The organism is Paraeggerthella sp., from assembly GCF_048427265.1.
Lineage (GTDB): Bacteria > Actinomycetota > Coriobacteriia > Coriobacteriales > Eggerthellaceae > Paraeggerthella > Paraeggerthella hominis.
Genome location: NZ_DBFOSR010000050.1, coordinates 1 through 19,536 on the forward strand (window position 1 = coordinate 1; position 19,536 = coordinate 19,536).

General features: G+C 65.7%; 10 protein-coding genes, 2 tRNA genes and 1 pseudogene. 6 read left to right on the forward strand and 7 right to left on the reverse strand.

Translation table 11 applies throughout. From position 1 onward, the window contains the following. Window positions 1–190 precede the first annotated feature (190 nt). Both ACMNI9_RS04790 and ACMNI9_RS04795 read left to right on the forward strand, forming a co-directional pair. A pseudogene (locus ACMNI9_RS04790) lies at window positions 191–401 on the forward strand (transposase); the annotation flags it as partial. 567 nt (window positions 402–968) lie between these two features. Next, window positions 969–1,044 (forward strand) — tRNA-Arg (locus ACMNI9_RS04795). Between the two features lie 69 nt (window positions 1,045–1,113). Here the strand turns inward: ACMNI9_RS04795 and ACMNI9_RS04800 are convergent. Both ACMNI9_RS04800 and ACMNI9_RS04805 read right to left on the reverse strand, forming a co-directional pair. Then, window positions 1,114–1,533, reverse strand: a complete 420-nt coding sequence (locus ACMNI9_RS04800; protein ID WP_114567432.1) for a GtrA family protein — start codon at window positions 1,531–1,533, stop codon at window positions 1,114–1,116. A 54-nt stretch (window positions 1,534–1,587) separates the two neighbouring features. Then, a complete protein-coding gene (locus tag ACMNI9_RS04805) occupies window positions 1,588–3,885 on the reverse strand; it encodes an ATP-binding protein (RefSeq protein WP_418831060.1) in 2,298 nt (765 codons plus the stop codon). 183 nt (window positions 3,886–4,068) lie between these two features. On the opposite strand from ACMNI9_RS04805, the gene ACMNI9_RS04810 reads away from it, so the two are divergent. Beyond that, a complete protein-coding gene (locus tag ACMNI9_RS04810) occupies window positions 4,069–5,052 on the forward strand; it encodes a glycosyltransferase family 2 protein (protein ID WP_216529891.1) in 984 nt (327 codons plus the stop codon). Window positions 5,053–5,251: 199 nt separating this feature from the next. Here ACMNI9_RS04810 and ACMNI9_RS04815 read toward each other — a convergent pair whose 3' ends face one another. Continuing rightward, the gene (locus tag ACMNI9_RS04815) at window positions 5,252–8,842 is read right to left on the reverse strand and encodes a UvrD-helicase domain-containing protein (RefSeq protein ID WP_418831061.1); all 3,591 of its coding nucleotides are present in this window, start codon (window positions 8,840–8,842) and stop codon (window positions 5,252–5,254) included. A gap of 3 nt (window positions 8,843–8,845) precedes the next feature. Continuing rightward, a complete protein-coding gene (locus tag ACMNI9_RS04820; RefSeq protein ID WP_418831063.1) occupies window positions 8,846–11,731 on the reverse strand; it encodes a PD-(D/E)XK nuclease family protein in 2,886 nt (961 codons plus the stop codon). A 63-nt stretch (window positions 11,732–11,794) separates the two neighbouring features. Here ACMNI9_RS04820 and ACMNI9_RS04825 point away from each other — a divergent pair, with 63 nt between their 5' ends. Beyond that, window positions 11,795–12,718 (forward strand): EamA family transporter, encoded by a 924-nt coding sequence (locus tag ACMNI9_RS04825; protein WP_418831065.1) that lies wholly within the window; start codon window positions 11,795–11,797, stop codon window positions 12,716–12,718. 151 nt (window positions 12,719–12,869) lie between these two features. Here the strand turns inward: ACMNI9_RS04825 and ACMNI9_RS04830 are convergent. Beyond that, window positions 12,870–12,944: transfer RNA gene (locus ACMNI9_RS04830), tRNA-Glu, on the reverse strand. A gap of 152 nt (window positions 12,945–13,096) precedes the next feature. Between ACMNI9_RS04830 and ACMNI9_RS04835 the strand changes: the two genes are divergently transcribed. Together ACMNI9_RS04835 and ACMNI9_RS04840 are read left to right on the forward strand one after the other, a co-directional pair. Further along, a complete protein-coding gene (locus tag ACMNI9_RS04835) occupies window positions 13,097–14,548 on the forward strand; it encodes a glycosyltransferase (protein WP_418831066.1) in 1,452 nt (483 codons plus the stop codon). 8 nt (window positions 14,549–14,556) lie between these two features. Continuing rightward, a complete protein-coding gene (locus ACMNI9_RS04840; RefSeq protein ID WP_114567436.1) occupies window positions 14,557–16,089 on the forward strand; it encodes a DEAD/DEAH box helicase in 1,533 nt (510 codons plus the stop codon). A gap of 88 nt (window positions 16,090–16,177) precedes the next feature. On the opposite strand, the gene ACMNI9_RS04845 is transcribed toward ACMNI9_RS04840, so the two are convergent. Next, window positions 16,178–16,549, reverse strand: coding sequence for a DUF1667 domain-containing protein (locus tag ACMNI9_RS04845; RefSeq protein ID WP_418831068.1), 372 nt, complete (start codon window positions 16,547–16,549; stop codon window positions 16,178–16,180). Continuing rightward, window positions 16,549–19,512 (reverse strand): FAD-dependent oxidoreductase, encoded by a 2,964-nt coding sequence (locus tag ACMNI9_RS04850; RefSeq protein ID WP_418831069.1) that lies wholly within the window; start codon window positions 19,510–19,512, stop codon window positions 16,549–16,551. Before ACMNI9_RS04850 ends, ACMNI9_RS04845 begins: the two co-directional genes overlap by 1 nt. Window positions 19,513–19,536: the final 24 nt, after the last annotated feature.

A 19,536-nucleotide genomic window follows, 5' to 3' on the forward strand; every position in this document is an offset into this window, starting at 1 on the left:
TAGTTGACATGCCGATCATTTCCTTTCCGGCCTCCTTGAGTCGATTACCGAAGCAATGACTAAGTTAGGCCATCCGTTGGAGGTGGTCGGCGCCTTTGCTTATGAGGCGAAACAATCGTCGTGAAACCCGAAACTTTTATCCCGTGATTTCCTAAAAATAAAAGCTATCAAAAACACGAAGCCGTCGCCGTCGGCGGGCGGGGTCCTGCTGGAGGCGGAGGAGGCTCTCGCCTACCCGGCCTTCCCCGTGTCGCACAGGACCAAGATCCGCACCGACAACGTGCAGGAGCGGGCCGACCGCGAGATCAAGCGGCGCACCAACGTCGTGCAGGGCTTCCCTTCGCGCGAGTCCCTCATCCGCTTGGCGGGCGCGGTGCTCATCGAGGCCGACGAGGAGCGGTCGGTGAGCTGCGTCATCTCGAAGCCGTTGCCTGCCCACGCATGGAGAAGAGCCGAGGGATCGACGCCGAGCGAGGAGTCCATGCTCGCTGCAAGGCAGGCCGCCGTCGAGATAATCTCGGCGGCGATTGACCCCGAGGGCGAGCAAGGGCAGCATTCATCGAGCAGGGGTGGCCGGCGATTCCAGCGATGGCCCTTGATGCACCACAAATCGGGACGCGGCCTTTTGTTCAGCTGGTACGACATGGATGTTATCGACTCGAACCTATAGGCGAATTGCATTAAGTCTCCAAAGCTCTTAGAGCGGAACGAGTGTCGTTTTACCCTTGAGACAAGTACCGCCGCACGGTTGAGGACGCTAGGGGAAATCGGCGTGCAAAGTGCAAAGTGGATGCCGACTATTTTTCTGCCTTGAAGAGTGCTGACAAACTGCTATCATGTAAAAGTTCGATTATGAGGTACTGACGGCATGTGGAATTAGGCAGGATGCCTGGATGCCGGACAGGTGGTCATCCCTCGAAAGAGCAGGATGATTTCACTGGTTTTGTACTTCTGAACAGGACAAACGTGCCCTTGTAGCTCAGGGGATAGAGCGTCTGCCTCCGGAGCAGAAAGCCGCAGGTTCGAATCCTGTCAAGGGCACCAGTTGAATCATCGGGTCAGGCCACGTGCCTGGCCTTTTTCGTTTTCCGCAACCCGCCGCGCGGGCGCGCCTCACTCCACGTCGGACAGGATCTCGCCAGGCTCGTCGCCGGCGTCGAGGAACTTCTTGCGCGTGACGAAGTTCCACACCATCACGACGAACGTGGCGCCTATCTTCACCACCAGGTAGTGCACGCCCAAAAGCTCAACGCCCGCCCACATGCAGAAGTTGTTGATGCCCAAGCCTATCACCGACAAGACCACGAATATGACGAACTCTCGACGACGGCTCATGCCTTCTTTATGCTTGAACACATAGCGCATGGAGGCCACGTAGTTGAACACCACGGACACCGTGAACGAAACGGTGGCGCTTACCAGATAGTTGATGCCGAACGCCTCGGTGAGCAGGGCCAGCAAGCCGTAATCTATGACGAAGGCGATCACGCCCACCACGCCGAACTTCATGATCTGAGCGATCAGCTTCTTCACGTTCCGCCGTCCTTCCGTCCGCCAGGGCCGCGTCTCGCAAGAGCCGGGACCAGCCTAGGTTGCCGCGCCGCCTTCTTTACGCGCCCTCTTCAAAAACTTGTCCATTGTGGCATAAACCCGGCGGATATCAAGCGGCTTGCTCAGATGTCCGTCCATTCCGCTCAGTCGGCTGCGCTCCTCGTCCTCCACGAAAGCATTGGCGGTCATGGCAAGAATGGGAATGCAACGAGCGTCGGGGCGGTCGAGCTCGCGAATGGCGCGGGTGGCCTCGTATCCGTCCATCTCGGGCATCTGCACGTCCATCAACACAAGGTCGAAGTAGCCCGCCTCGGATTCGGCGAACACGGAAACCGCGCGAGCGCCCGTTTCGGCCGTGACCGCGCACGCGCCCGCCATCGACAGAATCTCGATGGCGATCTCGCGGTTCAGCTCGTTGTCTTCCGCCACCAGCACCCGCGCGCCGCCGAAGTCGTACGACGAAGATTCCGAAAGCCCGCTGTCAACCGAGGACGAAGCCGACCCCTTCCCGGACGCCTGGCCCAGCGGAAGCTCGACCGTGAACACCGACCCCTTCCCCAGCGTGCTCCGAAGCCCCACGCGACCCCCCATCATCTCGGCGAACCGCTTCGTGATGGCAAGGCCAAGCCCCGTTCCGCCATGCGCCCGAGCCGTGCAGGGGTCTCCCTGCTCGAACAGCGAGAATATGCTCTCGAAATGCTCCGGCCCGATGCCGCAGCCCGTGTCGATGACCGAGAACCGCACCCATAGAGCGTCGTCGCAAGCAGCGCGGGAACGTCCCGAAGCGCTATCGTCAGGACCCTCCTGCGCCAGAAGCCCCGAAGAACGGTCTTCAGGGCCCGTCATCCGCTCGATCAGCAAGGTCACGCTGCCGCCTTCGGGGGTGAATTTGAAGGCGTTGCCCACCAGGTTGTACGCAATCTGGTTCAGCCGCAACACGTCTCCCGTGGCGAAATCGGGCAGATCGCCGGATTCGCGCGTGGCGTAGTTCACCCCGTTTTCGGCGGCCTGCTCTTCGAACACGGCCGTGAGCGCGCTTGCGAACGCGCGGAAATCGAACGGTTCGTCTTTGATCTCGATCTTGCCGCTTTCGATCTTGCTCATATCCAAAATGTCGTTGATGAGCGCCATCAGGTGGCGCGAGGACATGGTGACTTTTTCCAGGCAAACGCGCACCTTCTCGTCGTCGCCCATGTGCTCGAGCGCGATAGAGGTCATGCCCATGATGCCGTTCATCGGCGTGCGGATCTCGTGGGACATGCGCGAAAGGAACTCGCTTTTCGCCTGGTTCGCGCGTTGCGCCTGGTCGAGCGCGCTTTCCGCGCGCGCCTTCTCGTCGGCCAGCAAGCGCGTGTTCCGGCGCGCTAGCAGATAGTACACCAAGAAGATCGACCCGACGGCCAGCGCCAGCGCGCCGCCCATGATCACGGCGTTTTGCTGCAGCACGTCGCTCAAAGACGCAATGCTGTCGTCCACCGCCCCGTAGAGCATGGTGGTGCACAGGTACGTGTCGCCGCCCTCCATGGGCTTCAAGTACAGGTAGCGGTGCCCCGATCCTTCGGCGGACGTGAACGGCACAAGGCACGACCGCCCGTTCTGCACGGCCTCGCGCACATCGTCGATACCGTAACCGTCCTCCAGGCTGGAAAAGCTGCCCAGCTGGTCGAACAGGTTGCTCCCGTCCTCCAAGCCACCCGGGTCGCCTCCGATAATGCAGGTTCCGTCCGTCGTGATCACGCTCGACCGCGAGCGCCCGTTCGTCATGCCGAAGTCGATCCGATCGAACAGCCGGGAAGCGTCGAAGCTGGCGATGGCCATCGTGTACGTGACCGAACCGCAGGTGATGGGAGGTATGGCGTCAACCAAGATCACCGCGTCGTCGCGCATGATCGTGATGGACCCGCTGTCGTAGGTGCGCAGCTCTGAAATGCTCTGCGTAGCGGCGGTACCCGCGGCAAGGCTGTCGCAAGCCCCTTGCGCGGTGCAGTAGCTTCCATCGCTGGCTCGAAGCGCAAGAGAAAGGTACTGGTCGTTTTGCTGCTGGTCGGCAAGCACGGCGGCCACCTGATCCGCGGTTTCGGGGCGAAGGAGGTCGAGCGAGGTGCCCAACGTGTCAAGCTGGGCGAACTTGCTCTCGATGCTGGCCTCGTAATGAGCGGCCACGCGGTCGCTCAACTCCTCAAGGTACACCTCGCTCACGGACCGAATGGCCGCATCCGTAGCCGAGCGCGAAGACACGACCGTATATGCAAGAGAGCACGCGAGCACAAGAACCAGGGCGAGGGCCAAGAGGGCGACGCCCCTGCGTTCGCTCGAGCGTTTAAGCAGCTCCATGAGGAAATACGCCACCTATCGGAATCGTTGAGAGTTTCCGCATTCTAGCACGCAGAACCCCGCGCTACCTTACTGTTGGGAAACAGCTTGCCAACCGTGTTTCATCCGGAGAATCACAAGGGCATCTGGCGCGCCGCGATGGTTTCGGGTAGGATGATCGACAATTCAACCGAGGAGAAGACCGTGCAGCAAAACACCGCCACCCAGACGACCGCCGAGCGCGCAACCGTAGCCGTGCTCATCCCCTGCTACAACGAAGCCGTGACCATCGGAAAGGTGGTCGACGACTTCAAGCGCGTCCTGCCGGACGCCGACATTTACGTGTACGACAACAATTCCTCCGACGACACGGCCGCCATCGCGCGCGAGCACGGAGCCATCGTGCGCACCGAGCGCCGACAGGGCAAGGGAAACGTCGTGCGCCAGATGATGCGCGACATCGATGCGGACTACTACCTCATGGTGGACGGCGACGACACGTACCCGGCAGAAGCCGCACCCGCGCTGCTCGCCCCGCTCATGAACGACGAAGCCGACATGACCGTGGGCGACCGCCTGTCCAACGGCACCTACGGCGAAGAGAACGATCGCGCCTTCCACGGATTCGGCAACGATCTGGTGCGCGTGCTCATCAAGTGGATCTACGGGTTCAAGTTCTCGGACGTCATGACCGGGTATCGCGCCTACAACGCCGTGTTCGCGAAAACCATGCCGGTGCTCTCCCCCGGCTTCGAGATCGAAACGGAGCTCTCCATTCACGCCGTGGACAAGCGCTGGCGCATCGTCGAGGTGCCCATCGACTACCGCGACCGGCCCGAGGGGTCGGAGTCGAAGCTCAACACCTTCTCCGACGGCATGAAGGTGCTGCTCATGATCTTGTCCCTGTTCAAAGATTACCGCCCGCTGGCCCTGTTCAGCTGGCTGGCCCTGCTGTTCTGCGTCCTGGGACTCATTGCAGGCGTGCCGGTCATCGTGGAGTTCGCGCAAACGGGTCTTGTTCCCAAGCTTCCCTCCGCGCTCTTGGCGGTGGCGCTCGTGTTCGTGGGCATCCTGGCCTTTGCAAGCGGCCTTATTCTGGACACCGTGGTCAAAGGCACCCGCAAGGAGTACGAACTGCAGGTGACGGCGGCCTACGAGCGCCTGGGACGCCGCAACCGCCAGGCATAGAGGCTCGGGGCGCTCGTCGATCAAGACCGCTGCATCTCTCCCTTCGAACGCCGCCGAGCCGCCTTATCGTAGCAAATATTATATTAGTTTTTTAGTCATGGTTTTCAGGCGGACTTCCTGCCATACTAGAGCTTTGCCGAAACTGCTTCGGGCTTGAAAAACGCCCGTCGCGCCCGAAGCAGTTCGCGACAACCGCCGCTCATCCCCGTACAGAAAGCACCGCTTGCGCAAGATCGCTTCGGTCCTTGGCCGAGAAGCGGTATGAGACCTCCTGCGGCTGCCCCTGCGCATCCGCGCGCTCAACGCGCACGAACCTCAGCTCCACATCGCGATACCCCTGGCAAAGCAGGGCGTACGCGTAGCACTGCGCTTGAAGCAGATGCCGCTCCCGCACCAGATCGAGCGGCTCTTCGTCCCTGCCGCCCGTCTTGTAGTCGACCACCAGCGCGCGGCGCGCGGCGCCCTCGGGCCCGTCCGTGCACAAAAGATCGATCTCGCCTTCGAGAAAGCCCTCCCCCACGCGCTCGAAGAACGGCACCTCGGCGCGGCGAAGCGGCCAGGAGGAAGCCTCGGCGTACGTGAAGCTGCCAAACCAGCAGGCGCACGCAGAGCGCAAGCGCTCCTTCTGGCAAGGCGTCAGTCCGAAGGCGGCGGCGAAGACGTTCAGGCGGGCTTCGTCGGGAACGCGGCCGGTTTCGACGGCGAACTGGGCCGCACGGTGAAACGCGCTGCCCAGCCCCGTAGCCTTATCGGCGTCGAGCGACCGTTCGGTCGCGTCCCCATCTTCCCGCATCAGCTTGCCGTCGGGACAAACGTCCCCATCGCCCAAGCCCGAGCGCTCCGATGCAGGAAGAGCCGGGGCCGTCGGCTCGCCTTCCCGAGCCAAGGCCGAATAGGAGAAGACGTCGCCGCGCCCGGCGCTCCACGGCTCGCACGCAGGTGCGTCGACGGGCGGCGACGGCACGACGAAGACGGCTTGCTCGGGCCGATCCCGCAAAGCGCCCTCTTCCAAGGCATCCGGCTGCACGAGCACCCGCTCGAACCGCGCGGGCTCGCTTCCGCCATACGGAAGCTGCGCCGATCCTTCGGGGAAGTCGGCGACGCCGCACAACGCGCTGCGCACGTCGTCTACGAGAGCCGCGTACGCAGGCGGCTTGCCCGCCGATGGAGCCTTCGCGTCCATAACAACCACAAGGGATTCGCTTGCGCGCGTAAGCCCCACGTACAGCTTGCGGCGCGCTTCGGCCAGCTCTTCGTCCGCCGCGCGCTGCGCGAGCGTCGCGCGGTAGGCGGACTGCGTGCACGAGCCGCTTCGGCCCTCGGCGCACGCGAACCCGCCGCCCTCGACCAACGCGCGGGCCGCGTCAAGGTCGGCGCTTTCCTCCAAGTCGCCCGCAAGCGACATCTTGGACCGGCTCTTCACCTGCTCGAACGCATCCAAAGATGCGCCGGGAGCAAGCGAAGCCCGCGCCACGGACCCGCAAGCCTCCACCAGCAGCTTGCCCGCGCCCGCGCGCCCGTCGGCGAAGTCCGCAAGCGCCACGATGGGGAACTCGAGGCCCTTCGAGGCGTGAATGGTCATGATCTTCACCACGTCGCCGCCAGCGCCGGACAGGGCGCCGGGCGACTCCTTCAAGCCAACCGACAGCTCTCCGGCGAAGATGCGGGCCGTCGAAGCCAGGCCGGCATGGTGCTCGGCCTCCACGGACTCTATGAGGCGAACGGCCTTCAGCACGTTGGCCGCGCATGCCGTTCCCACGGCCCCCTGCTCTTCGAGGCGCGCCATCCAGCCGCTTCGAACCACGGCGTCGCGCACCACGGCGGACGCGGGAAGGACCCGCGCCAAACGCTGCGCGCGGTCGAAGAGCCGCACGGCATGGGCCAGCCGGGGAACAAGCTCGTCCGAGCGGGAAGCCAACCGCGCGAAGCCCCGATCGAGGTCGCGACGGCGCACCCTGCCCGTATCCGGGTCCTCCTCGGTAGCCAGCTCCAAAAAATCGTCGGCCGAAAGACGAACCATGTCGCTTGTCAGCACCTCGAACAGAGCAGCGGTGTTCGCCGGATTCGCAAGCGCCTCCAGCAGTCGCGCCACCACGCGAACCTCAGGCGCCGAAGCGAACTGCGATCCGCCCGTCACCACGCATTCGAAGCCCTCGGCGCGCAGCGCTTCGGCGTACACGCCCGCACGGCTCATCTTGCCCAACAGCACCACCATGTCGCCCGGAGCATGCCCGTCCTCGCGCAAAGACGCGAAGCGTCGGGCGATCTCCCGCGCACCGGCGCGCTTGACGTCGTCGATGCCCACGCCCGTGCCGCGCCCCGCCGGCTGCACGGCCAGCACCAGGTCGATGCGCGGTGCGCTTCCCCGGTAACGCGACGGGCGCGCATCGTGGGGTTCGAGCGACATGAACGCGTCGCCGAAGACCTGGGGCTGCTCGAACACGCGATCCACGAACGAGAGCACGTCGGCGTGACTGCGGAAATTCTTGGCAAGCTCCACGTAGAGCGCATTCACGTCGGCCGAGCGCATGACGCGTTTGTGGGCCTCGTACACGTTCACGTCGGCTCCGCGGAACCGGTAGATGGACTGCTGCGCGTCCCCGACCGTGCACAGGTGGGCGAAGCGCGGGCCGGACAGGCGCGCGATCATGTCGATCTGCAACTGGCTGGTATCCTGGAACTCGTCCACCATGACCAGCTTGAAGCGGTCCTCGTAACGGCGAGCGATGTCGGGATGCTGCTCGAACGCAGCCAGCGTGCGCGTGAGCAGATCGTCGTTGTCCAGCTTGCACAGCGCCTGCTTGGATTGCTCGTAGCGCAGCGACACCTCGCGCGCAAGCTCTTTGAGGTCGGCCGCCAACGGGAAAGCCAGCCCCAGCGCGATCTGCCGAGCCGCGTCCTCGTACACGGCCTGGTACGCTTTGACCGCCTCTTTCACGGTAGCCTTGAAATTGCCCCCGATGCGCGGGCACCCTTCGAGCGCGCCCGCCAGCGCGCGCAGGGCCGCTATGTTGTCCGCTCCGGCGGCAGGCCCCGCAACGGAGCCGTAGCGGCAAAGAAATGCCTGAAGGGCCTCGATCGCGTCCGCGGCCTGCCCGCGCGCACGCTCGGCCGTAGCGCTGCCGCCCGCCTGCTCGAGGGCGGGCTGCACCGTTTCGTACGCGAGCAGAAGCTCGCGCGCAAGCGCAGACGCGCATGCGGGCTCGGGTCCGAAGTCCACGGCGTCAAGGCCTCCGCGCATGCTGGCGGCTTTGTCCAGCAACGTCGCCAGCATGGAGGCCACCGACGGAGCCGAGGGCAAGGACGACCGCGCGGGATACTCGTCGAACAGCGCCGCATAAGACCCGCGCGCGATGATGTCGTTGTCGTCGCCGAGCGCCGCGTCGATGGCGTCGGCCACCAGATCCGCGCGCTCCGCGTCCCCCACAATGCCAAATGCAGGGTCTATCCCCAAATCGAGCGCATGGGTGCGCAGGATGCGCGCGCACATGCCGTGAATGGTGGATATCCAGGCTCCGTCCACTTTGAGCGCTTCTTCGACCAGGCCTTCCGTGCGCAAGGTGCGCTTGACGCGCGCTTTGATCTCAGCCGCCGCCTTCTCGGTGAACGTGATGGCCAGCACTTCGTCCACGCCGCCGGCTGCCGGCCCGCTTTCCGGCAGCAGCGCGTACGCAATGCGCTGCGTGAGCGTGAAGGTCTTGCCCGATCCCGCCCCCGCAGACACGAGCAACGGTCCTTTCACGTGCTCGATGCTTTCGCGCTGACCGGGCGTGCAGGTACGCAAGTCCATGGATCAACGCCTCCTTTCGCACGTGAGGACCGGACAATGGCCGCAGGGGTCTTCGCCACGCGGATCAGGCGCTATATCCCCGCGGGAAAGCGTGCGAACAGCCGCTTCGATACGCTGCTCCACCACGTCAAGAAGCTCCTGGAACGTCGCCGCGCCCACAGCCTCTCCCGCCGGGCCCGGAACGCCGCACGCCTGCATGTCAAGCCCCGGAACATCCGACTCGCCCACGACGCTGCGGTCCACGGCGCCCGCCACGCGAGCCGCCTTTCCGTACGACACGTACAGAGCGCCCACAACATCCAAGCCCAGCGAACGTCGCGCAACCTGCGCGTACGCAAGCGACTGAATCTTGTGCGGGAGCACGGCTCCGCCCGCCTGCGCCGCCTCCGACGCTGACGCGAGCGCGTAATCGCCCGTGAGCGACCCCTTGTAGTCGATGACCACCGCTTGACCTCGATCGTTCACGTCAATGCGGTCGATGCTGCCGCGCAGCAGGCATCCCGCGTACGCGAACGGCTCGGCCTCGCCGAAATCGAGCTCGAAGCAGGTCGGCTTGAAGCCGGGAAGCAGAAGCGCCTCCCGATCAAGGTAGCCCAGCAGCCTTTTGCGCAGATCGGCCACTTCCGATTCCTCGAACTTCGTCCGGGGGATCAGCGGATTGCGGTTGCGCTTGAGCTCGCGTTGAAAGCCCAGGTGCCGGTCGAACGTAGCGCCCAGAAGCTCCCGTGCGCGCGCCAGGTTGTCCTGGGTCACTTTAGCGTTGCCCGCTTCGCGGAAGCGCTCGTAGAAGCTTTTGAGCACCCCGTGAGAGAAGCTGCCCATCTCAAGCGGCCCGAACCCCGCGTCAGGCTCCGACAGGCGCAACCGGCGCAGAGCGAACCATTTGTACGGGCACTCCAGATAGCTTTCCAGAGCAGACGGCGAAAGGGCCGGTCGGTCGTCGCCGCCCGCGCCCCGCGGAACCACGATGTGCGAACGCAGGGGCTCGGACACCTCGCCGGAAGCGGGGACAGGCCACGCCAACGGCTTTCGAGCATCGCCCGCCGGCCGGGGCGCGAGGTTCGCGTGCAGCGCCTCCTCTCCCGCGCCGCGCGCATGCGGAACAAGGCTGCAAGGAAGTCCCGTGGCGCGATCCGAGGCCCCGTCCCGACCGTCGGACGCCCGGTAGCAATCGAGCAGTTCCTCGTACATAACCGCAGGGTACGCCTCGTCCGCGTCCTCGGTGTTGAGCGGGCGCTCCAAGACCGCAGCGGAGCGCGCGCAGGACAGCGCGCGGAAAAACGTCCGGCGACCTTGCGCCAGCGCATCGCGGCAGCGCCCCAAGCCCAGCTTGTCCAGCAGCAAGGTCGCACCGTCTTCGTTCGCCCGCACGGGATAGGAACGCGCGTCCATGTCGCACAGCACAAGCGTCGAGCACGAGCACGCCGCGCGCTCGGCCACGTCGGCAAGCGAAAGAAACACCGCTTCGGGCTGCCGCTTCCCTTCAAAGGAAGGGTCCGCCGTTCGAAGGCTCGCGCGAACCGTCGCGCGCTCCAGAAGCGGGCGCGCCGCCAAGGCGTCGGAGCCGGTGCGAGCGCATGCGGCCGCAAAGGAGCGAGCCGCCGAAACGGCAGCAAGCTGCTCCGAGCGAAACGACGCGTCAAGATCGATGCGACGGCGAAGGCGATCCTCGAAGCACGCAAGCGCACCGTCGACGTCGCCGCGCCGAAGCGCGGCCAGGGCGCACGCCGCAACCTCGCTCGCGTCCGACAGATCGCGCACGACGCGCTCCCGATCCGTTGTCCGATCGCCGCGCCACGCCGCATCGAGTTCGCACGCCGCGCGCCTCCCCAAGCCCGAAAACGCGCTGAACGCGAAATCGGAAGCCAGGGTCAAGCGACAAGAATCGTCGCTCGCAAACGCCCACAGCGCCAGAAACGAGCGCCCGAACGCCGTATCCGCGAACGACCGGCGCGAAGACGCCGCCGCGCATATCCCGCTGACAGCCAAAGGACCCGCCAGCTCGTCGAAAAGGGCGCGCGGATCGCGAGCGGACACGACCACCGGCAGCGGCGCGCGCCCTTCCTCGCGCGCCGCTGCGCGCTCGGCGGCAACGGCCTCGGTCACGCACGAGAGCACCAGCCCGCAAGCCGCATAACGGCCAGCCGGTAACAGGAAGCGCACGGCGCCCGTCGGCTCGAGCGGACCCTCCTCCTGCGACAAGAACAACCGGTCGAGCAGCGACGTCAATTCGGGCGAACGGCCAAGCGACGACGACGGCGCACGGCACCCGTCGTCAAGGCGCACGACGTCGCCCCGCTCGGCAAGCGCGTCGAACAGCTCGCCGTACGCCTGGCCGATGTCGTCGAATCCCGCCAAAACAAGCGGAGGGAACGCGCAATCGCACCTGGAAAGCGCGCAAGCCGCCTGGGAGCGTTCGCACAGCGACAGCTCGTCGAGCAAGCTGGCGTAGCGCCCGAGTACCGCGAGCGCCCCGCGCTGCGCTGCGCTCAGCTCGCGCTGGCGCTCGTCGCACGCAAGCGCATCCAGCAGAGCCGGGAGCGATTCGCGAGCAAGCCCCGCCAAAAGAGAGACCGTGCCCGGCGTGGGCTCCACGGCATTGCCGCGTGCCCGCATCTCAAAGCAGGCTCGCTGCATCAGAAGGTCGCGCTCCCCGCCCTGCACGAGGGCGCGCCCGTCTCCGTAGATCTCCCATTGGTCCGCCACCCAGGAGTCGGGGGTTTCCACGCGCACGCCGAACGAGCAGGAGCCGTCCGCAAGAGCGCGCCGCAACCGCAGGACCGCGGCGGGCGTCGGCGCCAACAGCACGGGCACGCGCCCTGCGGCGCACCACGGAGCGAGCGTTTCGGAAATCGCGAAAAGCACGTCTTCCGCGTTGTCGAATGTCATGTGTTGGTAAGGCATGCCGTCATTGTAGCGCCCGAGCGCCCCTGCATGCGCTAGAATGGCGGCATGCAGAAGAACACCTTGAAATACTCGACCCTCGTATTCCTGGGTGGAGCGAGCTACGGCGTCATGGCTGCAACGGTCAAGATGACGTACGCCGCAGGTTTTTCCTGGACGCAAGCGGTGGCAAGCCAGGCCCTGTTCGGCACGCTCCTATTCGCCATCGCGCTTGCCGTGTCGCTCGGGCGCGGACGCAAACCGGCGCCCCTGACCCCGAAGCGCATCCTGTCGTTGATGGGACTGGGCCTGAACACCTGCGCCACGTGCGTGCTCTACAACCTCTCCCTCACCATGCTTCCGGTTTCGGCGGCTCTTACCATGCTGTTCCAATTCACGTGGATCGGCATTGTCATCCAGGTAGCAGTTACCCGGCGCAAGCCGCAGGCAGCCGAGCTGGTGGCCGCAGCCGCCATCCTTGGCGGGACGCTTTTCGCAAGCGGGATGTTCTCGAGCGCGGTCGGGGATCTGAATCCGATCGGCATCCTCTGCGGACTGGGATCCGCCGTCAGCTGCGCGCTGTTCATGTTCTTCTCGAGCCGCGTGGGATGCGGCCTTCCGCCTATCCAGCGAGGGCTCGTGGTCTGTCTGGGCGCATGCGTGCTCGGATTCGCCCTGTGCCCGGACTACTTCGCCAGCGGCGCGATTCAGGCGGGCATTTGGAAGTACGGACTGGTGCTGGGGCTGTGCGCGCTGTTCGTCCCCGTCATCTTGTTCGGCATCGCCACGCCCCATCTTTCGACGGGACTCTCCACCATCATGGCTTCGTCCGAGCTGCCCTGCGGCATCGCCATTTCGGCGGTTCTCGTTGGCGAGTCGGTGGACGCCCTGCAGCTTTTCGGGGTGATCGTCATCCTGATCGGCGTCGTGGTGTCGCAGCTTCCCAACCTGCTTCCCGCGAAAACGGCGGCAGAGCCGCAATCCCCGAACTAGCCCGAGCGGTCCCGCCCCGACCCTGCGGGCAACCCGGATCGAAAACATGGGCGCGACACGAAAAAGCGCGAACCCCCGATGGATTCGCGCTCGATGAATTGTCGTTCAAAAAAGGAAACCACCCCGGAAGGTGGTTTGCCTGTATCTACGATGGTGCCCCCAACGGGAATCGAACCCGTGTCTCAGCCTTGAAAGGGCCGCGTCCTGACCTCTAGACTATGGGGACGGTTGCGTTTTCGTCTCCGAAAAGCAGCCTGAATATTATTGCAAAGGTTTTCTCAAATTGCAAGAGAAAATTTTGGAGGAATATTTCAGGGCTTTTTCTCCTGCGCGCCACGGCGTCAACGAAGCGCGGCCGTTTGCGGTATGATAGACGGCATGGACAACGAAACCAAGTCAACACCCCCGTCGCCGGACGTCGAGAAACCCGGCGCATCCTCGGACGAGGCCCTTGAGGCGCGCGCTGGGCAATCGCTCGAAGCCGAAGCGGAGCCGGCAGCCGACGCTGCACTCGCCCCGGTGGAGCCGGAATCCGAAGAGCCTCGCAAGCCCCTCGTCATCGTCATGCACGCCTCCGTCGGTTCGGGGCACCGTAGCGCCGCGAACGCCGTGGCTCAGGCGTTCGACCTCATGCGCGACGAGCGAAACGCCCATGTCCGAACGGATGCCGACCAAGCCGACGAGACGCTCGCCAGCCTGGTCCCCGAGGATCTGGAAGTCGAAGTGCTCGACGTGCTCGATTTCGGCCGCGTAGTGTTCGACGGAAACAAGGCGGCATCGCTGTTCACGGGCGCAACGCGACCCATCTACGACCTCACCTGGCGCTTCACGCTGACCGGCCGCCTTCTTTGGGGCGGCGGAACTATATGGAACCATCTCATGTACGGCGCGTTCACCGACTACGTGGAGAAAAAGCAGCCGATCGCGGTGGTCTGCACGCATATCACCGCAGCCAACGTCGCAACGGCCGCGCGCATGCTGACCGGGCAGCGCTTCCCCATCGTCTGCGTTCCCACGGACTACGAGACCGAAGGCCTTTGGCCCCATCGCGCCGCCGACCTGTTCTGCGTGGCGAACGAATCCATGGCCGAAACGCTGCGCCCGCGCAAGGTTGCCGAAGACCGCATCCTCATCACGGGCATCCCCACGCGCGACGATTTCCGCCGCGACTACGATCGCGTCGCCACGCGCAAGCGACTGGGGCTTCCCCAGAACAAGCGCGTCGTGCTCGCGCTGGCCGGCGCGTACCTGCCGCAGCCTTACGTGCACTTCCGTACCGCGCTCGACAAGCTGCTGCCCTACCTGCACAGCCTGAGCGGCACGCTGCACTTCGTGTTCATAGCGGGAAACGACGCCGAGTACGCACGGCATCTTCGCCAAGAGTGCCAGGAACTGAGCATCGAAAACGTCACGGTGCTCGATTACGTAGAGGGAATGGCCGCGCTCATGGCTGCAAGCGACCTGGTCATCTGCAAGTCGGGCGGCCTTACGGTGACGGAATGCCTGTGCTCGCAGGTGCCGATGATCCTTCTGGGCCGCGCGTACGGCCAAGAGAAGGTCAACGTGCAAATGCTCACCTCGCTCGGCGCGGCCATGCACGTGACCACGGCGCGCGAGCTTCTTGACGCTTTGCGCCACATCGCGAAGAACCCCGACAGTGCCCGCGCCATGCTGGTCAACGGAAGCTTCCTGCGGCGGCCGAACGCGGCCCGCGACATCGCAGCAGCCACGTTGCGCTTGGCCGCTGCGCCGAAAAACGGCGACGACCCCATCTATCGCAAGCATTTCCTACATTTCTACTGGGGCGACAAGCCCGCACACATTCGCTAAGGAGAATCATGTTGCAATTCAACGAACTCGGCCTGTCCGACCAGGCCCTTGAAGCCGTCGCGCGCCTGGGCTACGAAGCCCCGACGCCCGTTCAGGAACAGGCCATTCCGCTCGCGCTGGAAGGACGCGACCTCATCGCTGCGGCCAAGACCGGCACCGGCAAGACCGCTGCGTTCTCGCTGCCCTCCCTCGACCGTCTGGAACACGCGAAGGGCGGCCAGGGCCCGCTCATGCTGGTGGTCACGCCCACGCGCGAACTGGCGCAGCAGATCGGCGAGGTGTGCACGGCCATCGCCACCTCCACGCACCATCGCATCCTCACCGTGGTGGGCGGCCTGTCCTACGAGCCTCAGATCAAGAAGCTCAAGCACGGCGTTGACGTGCTCATCGCCACGCCCGGACGCCTGGTGGACCTCATGGAACAGCAGGCGGTTCGCCTGGGAGACGTGGAAGTGCTCGTGCTCGACGAAGCCGACCGCATGCTGGACATGGGCTTTTGGCCCGCCATGAGAAAGATCATCGGCGCTACGCCCACGACGCGCCAGACGCTGCTGTTCAGCGCCACCATCGACGCATCCATCAAGAACAGCGTGGGAAAGCTGCTGCACGACCCCGCTTTCGTAGAGATCGCGCACAAGGGCGAAACGGCCGACACGGTGGATCAGTACGTCATCCACGTGCCGCAAGCCGTGAAGCCGGCGCTGCTCAAAGCCGTGCTCGCCGAGAAAGGCGCCGATCGCGTCATCGTGTTCGCCCGCACCCGCAGCCGCGCTGACGCCACCTGCCGACGTCTCAAGCGCGCCGGTTACTCGGTCGAGGCCATCCACTCCGACCGCAGCCAGAACCAGCGCCGCCGCGCGCTCGACAACTTCGCCGCCGGAACGACCGGGATCCTCGTGGCCACCGACGTGCTGGCGCGCGGCATCGACGTGGAGGAAGTCGAGTACGTGGTGAACTACGACCTGCCCACTCAGCCCGAGGATTACGTGCACCGCATCGGCCGCACGGGTCGCGCAGGCGCCGCAGGTTACGCGGTGTCCTTCGTCAGCCCCGAAACCGTCGATGCGCTGCGCGACATCGAAAAGCTCATCAAGCGCCCCATTCCGGAAATGCAGCTCGCCTCGTTCGACATGCAGGAGGCCGAGGAAGACGCCGTTGCCAAGGCGCAGCGCGCCGACGCCCGCCGAGACCCGGAGATCAAGCAGGCGGCCAAGGAGCAGGCGGCTCGCGAGCGCAAGAAGGCGAAGGCGCGCGAACAGGCTCAAACGGAATCGACGCCGAACGCCGGCGGGCCGAAGCGCCGCGGCGGCAAGAAGCCAGCAGGAACGCAGGGAGCGCAGCCGAACAGGCAAAACCCCGGACAAGCCAAGTCTCAGCGCGCCGGCGGCAACGCCGCCAAGCCCGCCGGGCGCAGCACGAGCAGCGGGCGTCCGACCCAAAGCGGCTCGCCCAAGCGCACCGGAGCCGACCTGCGCCCGGGACGCGCGCATCGCGCCGACGTTGCCCAGCAGCGCTCCAACGGACGCGGCAAGCGTCGCTAACCCGCACACCGCACACATTGTCGCCCGAAACGCACGGTTTTCCCTTCGATTCCGTACGTTTCGGGCGACAATTCGTTTTACGTCGCCGTTACGGCACGCTTTTCGTGGCGATCACCGCCACGCCGGTGCCGCAAGCATCTTCGATCAGCACCGCGCCGGCCGAAACAGGAGCCTCCAGCCGCAGCGCGCCAAGCGCGGCCAGAACCTCGGCCATGCGGTCCTTCGGCACCGGTTGCGCGGTCTTCACGCTCACCGGCTCCAGACAGCCCGCAACGGGAAGCACCGCGGTCACCATCCGCTCGGGGCTGACGGCCTCCTGCGCCGCGTACTCGGCTCCGCGCCTGCACGTGTGGCCGGACACCTCGGCCACGGTTCCATCCTCGGCAAACGACACCTCCACCGGGCACCCCAGCGGGCAGCGAATGCACGTGAACACGGCAACGTCGGTCGCGAACTGCATCAGTCGGCACCTCCCCCGGTCATAGACGGGACAGAAAGCGCTCGATCCCCGTCGCCTGCGCCCTCGACGCGTACCCGCACGCTCTCCCAACGGACAAGCTCAGCCGCGCTCACGGGAATCTGGACCATCTCGGCAGGCACGGCGACCATCGTCTTCGCTCGCTTGACCGTATGCGCGCGCCCGTGCGCATCGACTCCCTCCACGACGAATCGAGGGTTGCGAACGGAGCGCGAAACCCGCAGCGAAAGCGCCACGTTGCCGCTCGGGGAACCCGCCGCGTCCACGGCATGGGGAACCACGTAGCGCACGCCCTGAGCGGCCAACACGGGCACCGGCGCGCGCCGGCGCTCGCGGCGCGCGCCGACCTCGCCAAGCGCGTAAGCCGCAGCGGAAGCGCCGGCAAGGTCGCCCTCGGCAGACGCATGGTCCGCCAAATCGTGCACGTGCAGCGCGTTTCCGCACGAGAACAAGCCCGCCACGTTGGTTTCCAGCCGGCTGTCCACGCGCGCGCCGCCGGTGACGGCGTCCAGCTCCACGCCGGCCGTCCGAGCCAGCTCGTTTTCGGGAAGCAGCCCCACCGACAAAAGCAGCGTATCGCACGCCACCCGCTGCTCGGTACCGGGAATCACCTGCACGGTATCGGGATCCACGTCCGACACGTACACGGCGCTCAACCGTCCTTCGCCCTCCAAGCGCGTGACCGTGCGGCTCAGGAACAGCGGTATGCCGAAGTCGTCCAGGCATTGGACGACGTTGCGACGAAGCCCCGACGGATGGGGCATGAGCTCGTAGACGCCCGCTACCTCGGCCCCTTGCGAAACCAACCGTCGCGCCATGATGAGCCCGATGTCACCGGACCCCAAGATGACCGCGCGCTTTCCCGGCAAGCACCCTTGCAGGTTCATGAAGTTCTGGGCGCTGCCCGCGCTGAACACGCCGGACGGACGCGACCCTGCCACGTTGAGCGCGCCCAAACCCCGCTCGCGCGATCCCGTTGCCAGAACCACGGCCCGAGCACGGATCGCATACGCGCCGCGAGGACCCACCACGTGAACCGAGAACAGCCCGTCGGCTTGTTCCTGGGGCGCATCGATCGACGTCGCCGTAGCGTCCCGCAGCACGCAAACGCCGGATGCGTTCGGCAAGGCAAGCTGATCGGCCTCGCGCTGGGCGTACTCGGGACCCGTCAGCTCCACGCCGAACCGATGCAGTCCGAATCCGTTGTGCACGCACTGCTTGAGAATGCCGCCCAGCTTCGCCTCGCGATCGATCAGCACCACGCGAGCGCCGTGCGCCGCCGCCGCGCGCGCCGCCGCAATGCCGGCCGCGCCGCCGCCCACTACGGCGACGTCGCACTCCCGGGCCATAGCGGGCGCACGCTCGACGCCCGCAGCGCTCGCAGCTTCGCTGCCCTCGAAGCCCTGCACGACGCTCGCGTAGTCGGTGCGCGCCGATGCCACCACGGGCGACCCCGGCAGGCGCTTGTCCAGGTGATCGGGGGTCACGCCCGTTTCGCGCGCGACGATCTTCGCGATCTCGGGCGAGCAGAACCCGCCGTGGCAACGGCCCATCATGGCGCGCGTGCGCCATTTGAGCGCATCGAGCGACAGAACGGGCAACGGCCCCCGCAGGGCCGCAGCCAATTCCGCTTCGGTCACCTGGCAGCATCGGCACACCACATGGCCCCAGCGGGCATCACGCGCAACCGCTGCGGCGCGCTCGGCTTCGTCCATGTTCGCAAACGCCTTGCAAGCCTCTCTTCGGGCGCGGAACGACTCGTTGACCGGGGCGTCCAGCAGCGCGGCGACCTCGCCCGCGATATGCTCTCCCACGGCAGGCGCCGACGTGAGTCCCGGAGAGTCGAAGCAGGCCACGTTGAAGAACCCCGGGGCATCGTCGGGCTGGCCGATCACGAAGTCGTACCCTTCGGCGTTCGACGCGCGAAGGCCGGCGAAGTTGGTGATGAGGCCGCGCCCGTTCGCCTCCGGCCACGTCTTGCGCGCGGCGTCCAGCACGAACCGCAAGCCTTCGGCCGTCGTCGACGCGTCGGTCTTGTCGGCCTGGTCCACGGCGTTGGGGCCCACCAGCAAGTTGCCGTGCACCGTAGGGGTTACGAGCACGCCCTTCCCCGCCGACGACGGCGCCTGGAACATGGTGTGCGAGAACACGGACCCCTTGTCCGTGTCGTACAGGCAGTACTCGCCCCGTCGCGCCACGATGCGCAGCTTGCGGGCGCTGACCATGTTGTTGATCTCGTCGGAGAACACGCCGGCAGCGTTCACCACCGCGCGCGCCGCCATCGTCAGCCCGCCGGCGGTGCTCACGCGGTACCGATACGGAGCAGCGCTTCGGCGCACCTGCCTGCGCCGCTCGGCAACGCGCTCCGCCACTGCTTGCTCCTCAGCGGTCAAGCGATCGAGGCTCGTCACGCTCTGCTCGAACAGAAAGGCAGCGCCATGCAGAGCCGCCTGCTCGGCAGCGAACAGCGCCACCTCGTAGGGATCGCATATAGCGCCCGTTTCGGCAAGTAGGCCGCCGCGAACCTGCGACGAGACGGAGGGCTCGAGCGCGCGCACGGCAGCCGCATCGAGCTCGCGCACCCCTTCGATGCCGTTTCGGGCAGCCCGCTCGACCAGCTGACGCACCGCGGCCAGCTCCTCGTCGGAGAACGCGAGCACCATCGACCCGTTCCGACGATACGAAAATCCCAATTCATCGGCCCAGCGGGAGAACCGTTGCGAACCCCGTGCACTGACCCGCGCCTTGAGCGTACCGGGAGCAGGATCGTAGCCGGCATGCACGCTCCCCGAATTCGCGCGCGTTGCACCGCACGCCACATCGTTTCCCGCTTCGAGACCCGTGACGCGAACCCGCCAGCGATCAAGTTCGCGCGCCACGCAAGCGCCCGCCACGCCCGCACCGATAATCGCAACGTCCGTTGTGAGAATAGATTCAGTATCCATGTCGTTCAGCTTACTATTTATCCC

What these genes read in the sequence shown, in the direction of transcription:
- ACMNI9_RS04805 (WP_418831060.1), bottom strand. Translation starts at nt 3,885, where the DNA reads ATGGAGCTGCTTAAACGCTCGAGCGAACGCAGGGGCGTCGCCCTCTTG.
- ACMNI9_RS04815 (WP_418831061.1), bottom strand. Translation starts at nt 8,842, where the DNA reads ATGGACTTGCGTACCTGCACGCCCGGTCAGCGCGAAAGCATCGAGCAC.
- ACMNI9_RS04820 (WP_418831063.1), bottom strand. Translation starts at nt 11,731, where the DNA reads ATGACATTCGACAACGCGGAAGACGTGCTTTTCGCGATTTCCGAAACG.
- ACMNI9_RS04825 (WP_418831065.1), top strand. Translation starts at nt 11,795, where the DNA reads ATGCAGAAGAACACCTTGAAATACTCGACCCTCGTATTCCTGGGTGGA.
- ACMNI9_RS04835 (WP_418831066.1), top strand. Translation starts at nt 13,097, where the DNA reads ATGGACAACGAAACCAAGTCAACACCCCCGTCGCCGGACGTCGAGAAA.
- ACMNI9_RS04840 (WP_114567436.1), top strand. Translation starts at nt 14,557, where the DNA reads ATGTTGCAATTCAACGAACTCGGCCTGTCCGACCAGGCCCTTGAAGCC.
- ACMNI9_RS04845 (WP_418831068.1), bottom strand. Translation starts at nt 16,549, where the DNA reads ATGCAGTTCGCGACCGACGTTGCCGTGTTCACGTGCATTCGCTGCCCG.
- ACMNI9_RS04850 (WP_418831069.1), bottom strand. Translation starts at nt 19,512, where the DNA reads ATGGATACTGAATCTATTCTCACAACGGACGTTGCGATTATCGGTGCG.